General features: G+C 40.0%; 14 protein-coding genes. 10 read left to right on the top strand and 4 right to left on the bottom strand.

The window, feature by feature from the left end:
* Positions 1-186: 186 nt before the first annotated feature.
* The 4 genes from rpsL to gap all read left to right on the top strand — a co-directional run bounded on the left by rpsL (position 187) and on the right by gap (position 4810).
* Positions 187-600 carry a 30S ribosomal protein S12 gene (gene rpsL / locus HMPREF2876_RS07240; RefSeq protein WP_003026451.1) on the top strand — a complete coding sequence of 138 codons (414 nt, stop codon included), beginning with the start codon at positions 187-189 and terminating at the stop codon, positions 598-600.
* Between the two features lie 19 nt (positions 601-619).
* On the top strand, positions 620-1090 hold the full coding sequence (gene rpsG / locus HMPREF2876_RS07235) for a 30S ribosomal protein S7 (RefSeq protein WP_024052315.1): 471 nt from the start codon (positions 620-622) through the stop codon (positions 1088-1090).
* Positions 1091-1249: 159 nt separating this feature from the next.
* The gene (gene fusA / locus HMPREF2876_RS07230) at positions 1250-3331 is read left to right on the top strand and encodes an elongation factor G (RefSeq protein WP_003026447.1); all 2082 of its coding nucleotides are present in this window, start codon (positions 1250-1252) and stop codon (positions 3329-3331) included.
* Between the two features lie 471 nt (positions 3332-3802).
* A complete protein-coding gene (gene gap, locus HMPREF2876_RS07225) occupies positions 3803-4810 on the top strand; it encodes a type I glyceraldehyde-3-phosphate dehydrogenase (protein WP_003026445.1) in 1008 nt (335 codons plus the stop codon).
* 222 nt (positions 4811-5032) lie between these two features.
* Here the strand turns inward: gap and rnjA are convergent, their stop codons facing one another.
* Together rnjA and HMPREF2876_RS07215 are read right to left on the bottom strand one after the other, a co-directional pair.
* On the bottom strand, positions 5033-6715 hold the full coding sequence (gene rnjA / locus HMPREF2876_RS07220) for a ribonuclease J1 (RefSeq protein ID WP_003026442.1): 1683 nt from the start codon (positions 6713-6715) through the stop codon (positions 5033-5035).
* Positions 6716-6718: 3 nt separating this feature from the next.
* On the bottom strand, positions 6719-6949 hold the full coding sequence (locus HMPREF2876_RS07215) for a DNA-directed RNA polymerase subunit epsilon (protein WP_020999859.1): 231 nt from the start codon (positions 6947-6949) through the stop codon (positions 6719-6721).
* Positions 6950-7226: 277 nt separating this feature from the next.
* Here HMPREF2876_RS07215 and tsaB point away from each other — a divergent pair, with 277 nt between their 5' ends.
* The 5 genes from tsaB to HMPREF2876_RS07190 are packed head-to-tail and all read left to right on the top strand — an operon-like array spanning position 7227 to position 10364.
* Positions 7227-7910, top strand: coding sequence for a tRNA (adenosine(37)-N6)-threonylcarbamoyltransferase complex dimerization subunit type 1 TsaB (tsaB, locus tag HMPREF2876_RS07210; RefSeq protein ID WP_070242087.1), 684 nt, complete (start codon positions 7227-7229; stop codon positions 7908-7910).
* Complete coding sequence (gene rimI, locus HMPREF2876_RS07205; protein WP_024052312.1) at positions 7907-8347, top strand: ribosomal protein S18-alanine N-acetyltransferase; 441 nt, start codon at positions 7907-7909, stop codon at positions 8345-8347. The genes tsaB and rimI overlap by 4 nt, the downstream gene beginning before the upstream one ends.
* A complete protein-coding gene (gene tsaD, locus HMPREF2876_RS07200; protein ID WP_024052311.1) occupies positions 8340-9353 on the top strand; it encodes a tRNA (adenosine(37)-N6)-threonylcarbamoyltransferase complex transferase subunit TsaD in 1014 nt (337 codons plus the stop codon). Before rimI ends, tsaD begins: the two co-directional genes overlap by 8 nt.
* A gap of 2 nt (positions 9354-9355) precedes the next feature.
* On the top strand, positions 9356-10051 hold the full coding sequence (locus tag HMPREF2876_RS07195; protein ID WP_070242085.1) for an AzlC family ABC transporter permease: 696 nt from the start codon (positions 9356-9358) through the stop codon (positions 10049-10051).
* Positions 10041-10364, top strand: coding sequence for an AzlD domain-containing protein (locus HMPREF2876_RS07190; protein WP_024052309.1), 324 nt, complete (start codon positions 10041-10043; stop codon positions 10362-10364). Before HMPREF2876_RS07195 ends, HMPREF2876_RS07190 begins: the two co-directional genes overlap by 11 nt.
* A gap of 439 nt (positions 10365-10803) precedes the next feature.
* Here the strand turns inward: HMPREF2876_RS07190 and galU are convergent, their stop codons facing one another.
* Positions 10804-11703 carry a UTP--glucose-1-phosphate uridylyltransferase GalU gene (gene galU, locus HMPREF2876_RS07185; RefSeq protein ID WP_024052308.1) on the bottom strand — a complete coding sequence of 300 codons (900 nt, stop codon included), beginning with the start codon at positions 11701-11703 and terminating at the stop codon, positions 10804-10806.
* A 27-nt stretch (positions 11704-11730) separates the two neighbouring features.
* A complete protein-coding gene (locus HMPREF2876_RS07180; RefSeq protein WP_024052307.1) occupies positions 11731-12747 on the bottom strand; it encodes an NAD(P)H-dependent glycerol-3-phosphate dehydrogenase in 1017 nt (338 codons plus the stop codon).
* 252 nt (positions 12748-12999) lie between these two features.
* On the opposite strand from HMPREF2876_RS07180, the gene HMPREF2876_RS07175 reads away from it, so the two are divergent.
* Complete coding sequence (locus tag HMPREF2876_RS07175) at positions 13000-13668, top strand: gamma-glutamyl-gamma-aminobutyrate hydrolase family protein (protein ID WP_024052306.1); 669 nt, start codon at positions 13000-13002, stop codon at positions 13666-13668.
* Positions 13669-13864: the final 196 nt, after the last annotated feature.

Raw genomic sequence — 13864 nt, 5'->3', positions numbered from 1 at the left:
CAAGAAAACTATAAAAATATATTGACAAAGAAAGTGTCTTCGTGTTATACTAATAGACGGTACTTTTTACTTTTGGTCTCTCAAAAGTGTACAGAGACGTGCTGACAAATGTTGCAAAAGTACACACAGATGATAGCTGTCACCAAGTGTATCATCACCAAAATTAAAAAAACAGGAGAAATGTAGATGCCTACAATTAACCAATTGGTTCGCAAACCGCGTAAATCAAAAGTAGAAAAATCTAAATCACCAGCTTTAAACGTTGGTTATAATAGTCTTAAACGTGTACCTACTCGTGAAAACTCACCACAAAAACGTGGTGTTGCAACTCGTGTTGGTACTATGACACCTAAAAAACCTAACTCAGCTCTTCGTAAATTTGCTCGTGTACGCTTGAGCAACTTGATTGAAGTGACTGCTTATATCCCAGGTATCGGACATAACTTGCAAGAACACAGTGTTGTGCTTCTTCGTGGTGGACGTGTAAAAGACCTTCCAGGGGTACGTTACCATATCGTTCGTGGTGCACTTGATACTGCAGGTGTAACTGATCGTAAACAAGGCCGTTCTAAATACGGTACGAAAAAACCAAAAGCATAAGGAAAGGGGATAAAGATCAATGAGTCGTAAAAACCGTGCGCCTAAGCGCGAAGTATTGCCAGATCCGCTCTACAATTCAAAATTAGTGACACGTCTTATCAACCGCGTTATGCTTGATGGGAAACGTGGTACAGCAGCTTCAATCGTATATGGTGCTTTTGAACAAATCAAAGAAGCTACTGGAAATGATGCACTTGAAGTATTTGAAACAGCTATGGAAAATATCATGCCTGTACTTGAAGTACGTGCTCGCCGTGTTGGTGGTTCTAACTACCAAGTCCCAGTTGAAGTTCGTCCAGAACGTCGTACAACTCTTGGACTTCGTTGGTTGGTAACTATTTCACGTTCACGTGGAGAACACACTATGCAAGATCGCCTTGCAAAAGAAATCATAGATGCAGCTAACAATACTGGTGCAGCTGTTAAAAAACGTGAAGATACTCACCGTATGGCTGAAGCTAACCGTGCTTTTGCTCACTTCCGCTGGTAAGATTGCTTCTCTTTTTAGAGAATTGCAAAAGCTCTTTCAAAGGCTTAGTACTCTTACTAATTAGCATGAGTAATCAACAAGCGGGTAGGATTTGCCTACTCGCTTTTCTTAAAATATGTTATAATAAACTGTAAATAAAATAATAGGAGAAACAACCAAATGGCTCGCGAATTTTCACTTGAAAAAACTCGTAACATCGGTATCATGGCTCACGTCGATGCTGGTAAAACAACAACGACTGAACGTATTCTTTACTATACCGGTAAAATCCATAAAATTGGTGAAACACACGAAGGTGCTTCACAAATGGACTGGATGGAACAAGAACAAGAACGTGGTATTACTATTACATCTGCTGCAACAACAGCACAATGGAAAGATTACCGTGTCAACATTATTGACACACCAGGACACGTGGACTTCACAATTGAAGTACAACGTTCCCTTCGTGTATTGGACGGTGCAGTAACTGTCCTTGACTCACAATCAGGTGTTGAACCTCAAACAGAAACAGTTTGGCGTCAAGCAACTGAATATGGTGTTCCGCGTATCGTATTTGCTAACAAAATGGATAAAATCGGTGCAGACTTCCTTTACTCAGTAAGCACTCTTCACGATCGTCTTCAAGCAAATGCTCACCCAATTCAATTGCCGATTGGTGCAGAAGATGACTTCCGTGGTATCATTGACTTGGTTCGCATGAAAGCCGAAATCTATACAAATGACCTTGGAACAGATATTCTTGAAGAAGATATTCCAGCGGATTATCTTGAACAAGCCCAAGAATGGCGTGAAAAATTAGTAGAAGCAGTTGCTGAAACTGATGAAGACTTGATGATGAAATACCTTGAAGGTGAAGAAATTACTGAAGCAGAACTAAAAGCTGCCATCCGTAAAGCAACTATCAATGTTGAATTCTTCCCAGTTCTTGCTGGTTCTGCCTTCAAGAACAAAGGTGTTCAAATGATGCTTGATGCAGTTATTGACTACCTTCCAAGCCCACTTGACATTCCAGCTATCAAGGGTGTAAACCCAGATACTGAAGAAGAAGAAACTCGTCCTGCATCTGATGACGAACCATTTGCAGCACTTGCTTTCAAGATTATGACAGACCCATTTGTTGGTCGTTTGACTTTCTTCCGTGTGTACTCAGGTGTCTTGAACTCAGGTTCATACGTTTTGAATACTTCTAAAGGAAAACGTGAACGTATTGGACGTATCCTGCAAATGCACGCTAACCATCGGAATGAAATCGAAACAGTTTACTCTGGTGACATTGCTGCAGCTGTTGGTTTGAAAGATACTACAACTGGTGACTCATTGACAGATGAAAAGGCAAAAATTATCCTTGAATCTATCGAAGTTCCAGAACCAGTTATCCAATTGATGGTTGAACCTAAGTCAAAAGCTGACCAAGATAAGATGGGTATTGCCCTTCAAAAATTGGCTGAAGAAGACCCAACATTCCGCGTTGAAACTAACGTTGAAACTGGTGAAACAGTTATCTCTGGTATGGGTGAGCTTCACTTGGATGTCCTTGTAGACCGTATGCGTCGTGAGTTCAAAGTGGAAGCAAACGTAGGTGCTCCTCAAGTATCTTACCGTGAAACATTCCGTGCACAAACATCAGCACGTGGATTCTTCAAACGCCAATCAGGTGGTAAAGGTCAATTCGGTGATGTTTGGATTGAATTTACTCCAAATGAAGAAGGAAAAGGATTCGAGTTTGAAAATGCTATCGTTGGTGGTGTCGTTCCACGTGAATTCATCCCAGCTGTAGAAAAAGGTTTGATTGAGTCAATGGCAAATGGTGTTCTTGCTGGTTACCCAATCGTTGACGTGAAGGCAAAACTGTATGATGGTTCATACCACGATGTCGACTCATCTGAAACAGCCTTTAAAGTTGCTGCCTCTCTTGCTCTTAAAGAAGCTGCTAAGACTGCGCAACCAACCATTCTTGAACCAATGATGCTTGTTACAATTACTGTACCAGAAGAAAACCTCGGTGATGTTATGGGACACGTAACAGCTCGTCGTGGACGTGTTGATGGTATGGAAGCTCATGGTAACAGCCAAATCGTTCGTGCTTATGTTCCACTTGCTGAAATGTTCGGTTATGCAACAGTTCTTCGTTCAGCATCACAAGGACGCGGTACTTTCATGATGGTATTTGACCACTACGAAGATGTACCGAAGTCAGTACAAGAAGAAATCATTAAGAAAAACAAAGGTGAAGCTTAATCAAGTCAAGCCCATGCGTCCGCAGTTGCGGGCGTTTTTTATATAGTCAGAATTATAAGATGCAGTGGTTTGGAGAAGCTCTATTCACTTTAGTCAATGTAGAGTTTCCCATGCACAATTAATTAGGCACTTTAGTGCCAATTAATCACTGTTGAGTGGACTCTAATACGTTGATAAATCAACTTTTACAGCTCTACTCAACCGTACAGAGGTGGGACGATGAAATCAAGTTTTTACGAAACTACTGATTTCTGTCCCACTCTCTTTTTGCATATCTCCCACTTAGCTTCCGAAAATGAAAGAGAAATGAAAATCTTTGAAAGGAATGATATTCCTTGTTAATAATGCTGAAATCAGTTGCAATTTTAAGGGATAAAGTATATAATAGATATGTTGAAAGGTGATTTGTAGCAACTCAAGTTACTCTTTTCACATAAAAATTTTTTGATTTTCATAAGGAGGAAATCACGAATGGTAGTTAAAGTTGGTATTAACGGTTTCGGTCGTATCGGTCGTCTTGCATTCCGTCGTATCCAAAACGTAGAAGGTGTTGAAGTTACTCGTATCAACGATCTTACAGATCCAGTTATGCTTGCACATTTGTTGAAATATGACACAACTCAAGGTCGTTTCGACGGTACTGTGGAAGTTAAAGAAGGTGGATTCGAAGTTAACGGTAAATTCGTTAAAGTTTCTGCTGAACGTGACCCAGAACAAATCGACTGGGCTACTGACGGTGTAGAAATCGTTTTGGAAGCAACTGGCTTCTTTGCTAAGAAAGATGCAGCTGAAAAACACCTTAAAGGTGGAGCTAAGAAAGTTGTTATCACTGCTCCTGGCGGAAACGATGTTAAAACAATCGTATTTAACACTAACCACGATGTTCTTGATGGTACTGAAACAGTTATTTCAGGTGCTTCATGTACTACAAACTGCTTGGCTCCAATGGCTAAAGCACTTCAAGACAACTTCGGTATCGTTGAAGGTTTGATGACAACAATCCACGCTTACACTGGTGACCAAATGATTCTTGACGGTCCACATCGTAAAGGTGATCTTCGCCGTGCTCGTGCTGGTGCTGCAAACATCGTTCCTAACTCAACTGGTGCTGCTAAAGCTATCGGTCTTGTTATCCCAGAATTGAACGGTAAACTTGATGGTTCAGCCCAACGTGTTCCAACTCCAACTGGATCAGTTACTGAATTGGTTGCTGTTCTTGAAAAGAATGTAACTGTTGATGAAGTAAATGCAGCTATGAAAGCAGCAGCTAACGAATCATACGGTTACACAGAAGATCCAATCGTATCTTCAGATATCGTAGGTATGTCATTTGGTTCATTGTTTGATGCAACTCAAACTAAAGTTCTTGATGTTGACGGAAAACAATTGGTGAAAGTTGTATCTTGGTACGATAACGAAATGTCATACACTGCACAACTTGTACGTACTCTTGAATACTTTGCAAAAATTGCTAAATAATTCATCAGTATAGAAAAGGGAGGCTTGCCTCTCTTTTTTGTTGCCATTCTCTCTTGGTTCAGACTTGTGGAAGTTGGGAGCTGAATATGTATAAAAATTAAATTAGAATGTTGATAAAACTCCAGAGTTTCCACTCGTTTGGTCGTTATGACCAAGCTACAATAAAAACAACTTGACTTTACCCAAATCAAGTTGTTTTTTTACTATGTAAGGATTGTATTGCTAGATTTCTTCATCTGGTGTTAAAATCATTGGGATGATAATGGGCTCACGCTCTGTGTTTTCATATAAAAATGGTCTAAGAGCATTTACGATAGCACCATTGACTGACTGGATGCTAGCATCTTTATTTTTTAATGCAATACGAATCGCATTGAAAAGAATACGTTGGCTATGACGGATCAGTTCACCTGATTCACGCATATAGATAAAACCGCGACTAAGAATATCAGGACCAGCCAAAATCATTTTTGATTTAAAGTCAACGGTAGCTACTGCAAGGACAACGCCATCTTCGGAAAGGTCACGTCTGTCGCGAAGGACTGCAGCACCGATTTCTCCGATACGATTACCATCAACATAAATATCTTGGGCATTGAAACTTCCTGCAATACGAGCTGAATTGGCAGTTAAAGCAAGGACGTCTCCATTGCTCATGATAAAGATATTCTTTTTAGGGATACCTGTATCCATTGCAAGCCCGGCATGGACTTTTTGCATGCGGTATTCACCATGGACTGGCATGAAATACTTCGGTTTTATCAAGCGAAGCATGAGTTTTTGTTCTTGTTGCCCTCCGTGCCCAGAGGTATGGATATTATTGATTTTTCCATGGATAACATCAACGCCAGCTTCTGAAATGGTGTTGATGAGCTTATTGACACTGGTGGTATTTCCAGGGATAGGACTAGAAGAGAAAATCACTGTATCACCTGGTTGAAGCTGCACTTGACGATGTGTTCCATTCGCAATGCGTGAAAGAGCTGCCATTGGCTCTCCTTGACTTCCTGTACACATGATTAGAATTTCATTTGCAGGATAATCTTTAATTTCATTTGGTTCAATGAACGTCCCTTTTGGGGTTTTGATATAACCTAGTTCAATTCCGTTGACAATGGCTTTTTCCATTGAGCGTCCAAAAACAGCAATTTTTCGGCCAGTTTTAACCGCAGCATCCGCAGCTTGTTGAAGACGGAAGATATTTGAGGCAAAGGAGGCAAAAATAATCCGCCCGTGAATGCCTTCAATGATTTTCATGATAGATTGACCAACGACTTTTTCGGAATTTGTGAAAGTTGGAATTTCTGCATTGGTGGAATCAGAAAGAAGTGCTAGAACGCCATCTTCCCCAAGAGCTGCCATTCGATGTAAATCTGCTGGCTCGCCAACGGGGGTAAAGTCAAACTTGAAGTCACCCGTACAAACAATTTTCCCTTGAGGTGTGTGGATGACAATTCCCAAAGGCTCTGGGATAGAGTGAGTTGTGCGGAAGAAGGTTGCTTTTAAATTTTTAAATTGAAGTTCGGTATTTTGATTGATTTCGTAGAGTTTAGCGTCACGTAAAAGTCCGTGCTCTTCCAATTTACCACGAATCAGTGCAAGGGCAAGTGGTCCAGCATAAATGGGAACATTTGCTTGCTTGAGAAGGAAGGGAATCCCTCCGATGTGGTCTTCGTGACCGTGAGTAATCAACACTCCTTTGATACGGTCAATATTTTCTACGATATAAGAATAATCAGGAATGACATAATCAATCCCTAAGAGGTCGTCTTCAGGAAATTTAATCCCTGCATCAACGATGATAATCTCATCCTGGTATTCAATCCCGTAGGTATTTTTTCCGATTTCTCCTAAACCACCAATGGCAAATACACCGACTTCTTCGGGTTTTAAAGTATATGACATGGTTTAGAGCTCCGTAATTGTAAAGTTGCCTGATTCTTTTTCGTATTCTAAATGTTTGTCAGACAAAAGTGTAATTAATTCAACATTATAAGGTGTTTTTTCTTCGACGAGTTTCCGGGCTTTGATGCGTCCTTCTAGTTCGTCTTTGGCGTCAATATCCAAGTAGAGAGAATGCGTGTTTTCCCGACGTGGATTGCGTTCTTTTGTTTCTTGATAAAAAACTTTGTAAATCATTTCAATTCCTTTCTCATTCATGATCAATCTACCAGAAAATAGCCACCTTATTTTCAAGGGCGGTCTCCATCTATTTGATTTTCTGGGTAATAAATTGATTTTGATACGTTACAATTATAATCATTATATCATAAAAAGGTTATTTAGTAAAAGAAAGAAGTGAGAAAAACTAGGAAAACGATTTTCAAAAGGTCTTGTTTTTTTGGAAATCATATTGAGGAAATCCGTATTTTTTGTAGTATAATAGAAAGTAGATTATCACAAAGGAAAGATAAGAATGAAAGTTTTAGCTTTTGACACATCCAGCAAAGCCCTAGCAATTGCGATTTTAGAAGATGATAAGTTGCTTGCTGAGATGACGATAAATATTAAGAAAAATCATAGCGTTACATTGATGCCGGCTATTGATTTTTTAATGGAAAGTTTGGATTTGAAACCAAGTGACTTAGGTCGCATTGTAGTTGCAGAAGGTCCTGGTAGTTATACAGGTTTGCGAATTGCTGTGGCAACGGCCAAAACGTTAGCACATACGCTTAAAATAGATTTGGTGGGAGTTTCTAGCTTGCGGATTATGGTGGCAGAGGACATTGACGGCTTGGTCATTCCTCTCATGGATGCTAGACGCAACAATGTCTATGCTGGTTTTTATGAAAATGGCAGAGCAACTCAGCCGGAAGCTCATTTATCTTTTGAAGAAGTGTTAGAAAAAGCCAAGTCTGCTTCTCAGGTAACTTTTGTAGGAGAAGTGGAAAATTTTGCGGAGCAGATTCAATCCGCTTTGCCATCAGCTCTTATCAAAGCAACCTTGCCAAGCGCTGTGCTCCTTGCTAAAATCGGCCTACAATTACCAGCCCGTTCTGTTCATGATTTCGTACCGAATTACCTCAAGCGAGTGGAAGCAGAAGAGAATTGGCTCAAAAATCATCAAGAAACGAACGATTCTTACATCAAGCGCTTATGATTGAGATTAAAAAAGATGAAAAAAAGCAGGTTGCTGATTTGGCGGAGCAGATTTATCAAGTATTAAAAGATGTTTATGCAGCCAGTCCTTGGAATATAGAGCAGATTGAGAAAGATTTACAAAATCCTTTGTCAGTTTATGTTTTGGCCTTGGAAGCTCAAAATTTAATCGGCTTTCTGGCTTTTCAAGAGTCGGATTTTGAAGCGGAAGTTTTACAAATTGCGGTTAAGAAAGCCTATCAAGGACAAAAAATTGCGACCGCTTTGTTTGAACATCTGCCAATTGACAAAGAGATTTTTCTCGAAGTGAGAGAATCCAACAAAGCAGCTCTGCTATTTTACCAAAAAGAGAAATTTATAGAAATCGCTCGGCGTAAGAATTACTATCATGAGCCAGTGGAAAATGCGATTGTAATGAAAAGGGAAAACAATGAATGACAGATATATTTTAGCTTTTGAGACCTCCTGCGATGAGACTAGCGTAGCGGTTTTAAAGAATGACGCTGAACTCTTATCCAATGTTATTGCCAGCCAGATTGAGAGCCATAAACGTTTTGGTGGCGTGGTACCGGAAGTGGCTAGCCGTCATCATGTGGAAGTTATCACAGCTTGCATTGAGGAGGCTCTTGCGGAGGCTGGTATTACAGAAAAAGAAGTGACTGCAGTAGCAGTCACTTATGGACCGGGGCTAGTTGGTGCTCTTTTGGTCGGATTGGCAGCTGCCAAGTCTTTTGCGTGGGCACATCATTTACCGCTTATTCCTGTCAATCATATGGCAGGTCATCTGATGGCGGCTCAGAGTGTTGAGAAATTAGAATACCCTCTTTTAGCATTATTAGTCAGTGGAGGGCATACGGAATTGGTTTATGTTAGCGAAGCTGGTGATTATCAGATTGTCGGAGAAACACGCGATGATGCAGTTGGAGAAGCTTATGATAAAGTTGGTCGTGTGATGGGATTGACTTATCCAGCTGGGCGTGAGATAGATGAATTGGCCCATAAAGGACAAGATATTTATGATTTTCCGAGAGCGATGATTAAAGAGGATAATTTAGAATTTTCTTTCTCTGGGTTGAAGTCTGCCTTTATCAACCTCTGTCACAATGCGGAGCAAAGGGGTGAAAGTTTGTCGAAAGAAAATTTGGCTGCTAGTTTTCAAGCTGCTGTTTTAGATATTCTCATGGCAAAAACAAAAAAAGCTTTGGAGAAATATCCTGTTAAGACCTTAGTCGTTGCGGGCGGTGTTGCTGCTAATCAAGGTTTACGTGAACGTTTAGCAGCTGAAATGACAGATATCAAGGTAATCATACCGCCTTTGCGTCTCTGTGGGGACAATGCAGGAATGATTGCTTATGCGAGCGTCAGTGAGTGGAATAAAGGGAAGCTTGCAACATTTAGCTTGAATGCTAAGCCAAGTCTGGCATTTGACACAATGGAAGAATAAATATGATTGGAAAAAGTTTTAAGGATGGGGCTAAGGCAGCGATGCCAACGGCTCTTGGGTATATTAGTATTGGACTAGCTTGTGGAATTATTGGTGCCTCTTATGTCAGCCCTCTTGAAATGGCACTCATGAGCAGTTTAGTCTATGCAGGAAGTGCTCAGTTTGCTATGCTAGCACTTCTTGCGATTTACGCACCGGTAACAGCTATTGCTCTGACAGTTTTTTTAATCAATTTGCGGTTGTTTTTGCTGAGCCTTCATACATCAACCTTTTTTTGGCATGCCAGTCTATTGCAAAATATCGGTATCGGAATACTCTTGACAGATGAAACATACGGCGTTTTACTAAGTGAGCGTGTCCATACAAAGGATATTTCGCTTCAGTGGATGTATGGCAATAATATTACGAGCTATCTTGCTTGGATTGTTGGCTCTGTGGTCGGAACGACATTAGGAAGTCTTTTGCCCAATCCAGAAGTGTTTGGACTGGACTTTGCGCTGGTAGGCATGTTTATTGGGATTTTTTCTTCCCAATTTTTAGTGATGTTACATAAAACAAAATTTCAAAAACTAGTAGTGATTTTGTCTGTGGTAGCTTTATCGTTCTATGTTTTAAGCATGCTTGTTTCTTCGTCTTTAGCTGTTTTTATGTCGACCTTATTAGGTTGTGCTGCGGGGGTAATGCTAGATGATAAATAATTATATATTTGTCGCCATTCTTCTCTCAGCCTTGGTGACGTGGCTAGTGCGGGTGACTCCTTTTATCTTGGTAAAATATCGTGGCTTACCTAAAGTTGTAGAACGATTTTTACAGTATTTACCAGTCTCTATTATTTTTGCATTGATTTTATCCAGCCTTACAAATGGGAAGATAGGGCAGTTGCCAACCTTTAAATGGCTAGATTTAATAGCTGTCTTTCCAACAATTTATATTGCTTTTCGCTATCGTAACTTAGTAGTGACCGTGATTTTTGGTGTGATATTGGTAGCTATTCTGCGATTTATCTTTTAACTTTATAGAAATAACTCTGTCTTAGGAAATCACTAAAGCGGAGTTTTAGTTAAAAATGACCGTTTAAGACCTAAAACAGACCATTCAGAATTTTAATGAGTTTTTTATTTAGATTGGGTACAATGAGAGTTTGTTGTAAAGTAGATTTGCGGTTACTATTTTCATTTCCAAAGGTTTTTTTCCGAGTCTGCCAAAAGCAGTATTGAGACTTACTTCGCAAACTCTATCTATAACCTCAAGTCAGTGCTTTGAGCAATTATCTACTTCGTTAAGAATTTTGGATATCAAAAAGTAAGGCAGGGATGAGATTTTCCCTGCCTTTTACAAGCTATTGTTTTCCCAACAAAGGTAGTGATTGGAAAAGCACTTTTGATTTTAATCAATTAGAGTTCCTTGGAACAATTGATTAGGAATAGGTGCCACCCATCACAGCTGTCTGTTAGTTTTCTTTTTTGTCTAATTTCTTGCCTAACTCAATAATGTATTGCTTCATATCGTCTTTGACTTGAGGATGTTTGAGGGCATAGTCAATAGATGTTTTCATAAAGCCAAATTTGTCGCCGACATCATAACGGTCACCTGTGAACTCACGAGCGAATACTCTTTGTGTTTTGTTGAGAGTATCAATAGCATCTGTCAGCTGGATTTCATTTCCGGCACCTGGCTTTTGTGTTTCCAAGATGGAGAAGATTTCAGGTGTTAGTAGGTAGCGTCCGATAATGGCGAGATCACTTGGTGCGTCTTCTGGTTTTGGCTTTTCAACAAAAGTTTCAACGCTGTAGAGCCCATTTACTCCTTCACCTTGTGGATCAATAACACCGTAAGAAGAAACTTCGTCGTGTGGCACTTTCATAACAGCAATAGTTGAAGCGTGTGTTTCTTCGTAATCGTTCATCAATTGCTTGGTAAGTGGTACTGCTTTGTCATTTGTAATGTCCATTAGGTCATCACCTAGCATGACAACGAAAGATTCATTCCCAACGAAAGCTTTGGCTTGTAAAACAGCATCTCCAAGCCCACGTGGATGGCTTTGACGAATGAAATGAAGACCGATACCAGTCGTTTCATCTACGAGTTTTAAAAGATCAGATTTACCTTTTTCTTTGAGGTTGTACTCCAATTCAAAATTTGAATCAAAGTGGTCTTCAATGGAGCGTTTGGATTTACCTGTTACAACCAGAATGTCTTTGATACCGGATTTTAACGCTTCTTCAACAATAAATTGAATAGTTGGTTTGTCAACAATAGGCAGCATTTCTTTGGCGAGCGCTTTGGTTGCTGGCAAGAAACGAGTTCCGAGTCCAGCAGCAGGGATAACAGCTTTTCTTACTTGAGTCATATGCCCCTCCTTTTTTGTAGTAGCTAATTACGACCATTCGTTTTCAGCTTTGAATTCATTATTCATTATATCATAAATGGCGTCTTTTATGTTAAGGCTTTCATAAATCACATGATAGATCGCTTGAGTAATTGGCATATAGACACCCAGTTCTTGTGCGAGTTCGTAAGCAGCTTTGGTGGTGGAAATGCCTTCAATAACCATGCCCATGTTGGCTTCGATATCTTCTAACTTTTCACCGCGACCAAGAGCGTCACCAGCGCGCCAATTGCGTGAGTGAACGGAGGTTCCTGTGACAATTAAATCTCCCACTCCGGATAAACCGCTATATGTTAAAGGACTGGCACCGAGTTTGACACCGAGACGGGTGATTTCTGCTAAGCCACGCGTGATAATAGCGGCTTTTGCATTGTCACCATAGCCAAGACCGTGAAGAGCCCCTGCTCCGACCGCAATGATGTTTTTGAGTGCACCCGCTGTTTCCACACCGATGACATCTGTATTGGTGTAGAGACGGAAGTAGTGATTGCTGAAAAGGTTTTGGACGTATTTAGCTGTTTCTAAGTCTTTTGAAGCTGCTGTGATGAGAGTAATGTCGCGAACGATAGTCTCCTCAGCGTGGCTGGGACCAGAGACAACGACGATTTCGCTACGGAATTGTTCAGGCAATTCTTCCTCTAAAATCATGGAAAGTCGTTTGTGAGTGTCGGGCTCCAGACCTTTTGAAGCATGCATCACTTTAACTGGATGATTCAGCACCTCGGCTACTTGTTTGGCTACAAGACGTGTGACCTTGGTTGGAACGACGAAAAGGATAGCATCCACACCATCAAGGGTTTCTTTTAAGTCGTAATACGCTGTGATCTTTTCATCAAGAACAATATCTTTAAAATACCGTTTGTTAGTGTGGTGCTCGTTGATTTCAGTAATTTGTTCGGCAATATTGCCCCAAATACGAACTTCATGTCCGTTGTCATTTAATACTTGTGCCAAGGCAGTCCCCCATGAACCAGGGCCTAAAACAGCAACTGTTTGTTTTTCCATGTTCTTCTCCTTATAGAGTTTTCTAATTTCATTTTACCATAGAAAGCGATAAATTTCTTGTTTAGTAGTAGCTTGTTTTTATAAGTTATTATTTTATAAGAATAAAGGCTGATTAAAGTGCATAAAAAGAGTGTAATGAGGCAGGAGTTGTGGCTAGTATAAAAACTATTTATCACGACCTTTAAAAAAAATCAATTGGACGGCAGGTAGAGGAAGTGGTAAGATTGTGTATATCAATGAGGAGGGAATCGTATGAGCAGACCGATTGTTGGAGTGACCGCTAATCTTTGTCCTGTCGATAAGGAAGGTAAAAATATCCATTCGTCCGTTTCTAGTAAATTTGCTGAGAGTATCAGAATTGCTGGTGGATTGCCTATGATTATCCCTGTTGGTGACAAAAGTTTGGTGAGGGATTATATTGAAAGTATTGATAAATTGATTTTGTCTGGCGGACAACATGTGCACCCCACTTTTTACGGAGAAAAGCAGACGATTGAGAGTGATGATTACAATATGGTGCGAGACGAATTTGAGCTGGCTCTGTTAGCAGAAACTATTCGACAAGAAAAACCAATTATGGCAATTTGCCGAGGCTTGCAGTTGGTCAATGTTGCTTTTGATGGAACGCTCAATCAGCATATTGACAACCATTGGCAGGGCTTACCTTTTAGAACTTCTCATTCTATTCAAACTGAGAAAGGCAGCATTGTTGAAGAATTGTTCGGTCGTGCTAGTCAGATTAACTCTGTCCACCGACAAAGTATTAAAGATTTGGCACCGAATTTTCGCGCAACAGCTTTTGATCCTAGGGATGAAACCATTGAAGCGATTGAGTCGCTAGATGATAGTCGGATCATTGGGCTTCAATGGCACCCAGAGTTTTTAGTCAATGAAGAAAAAGGGAATCTAGAACTTTTTTAGTATCTTTTGCAGAAATTGTAAATTTGAAATACGGCTTAAGCTTCATTTAAGAAAATCGTTTTATAATAATATTATCAAATGAAGACCTCCTAACTTTATTTGATGAAATCCTAAAACTTTTTCATAATAATCTCCCTATAAGGATCACCAAAGAGGTGGTCTTTTTTCTACCATTTGTCAAGCAATTCAATGTTTT

It is taken from the genome of Streptococcus sp. HMSC073A12 (genome assembly GCF_001812815.1).
GTDB classification, from domain to species: Bacteria; Bacillota; Bacilli; order Lactobacillales; family Streptococcaceae; genus Streptococcus; species Streptococcus vaginalis.
Note: the sequence above shows the minus strand (reverse complement) of the source record. Positions and strands in the feature narration are given on the sequence as shown.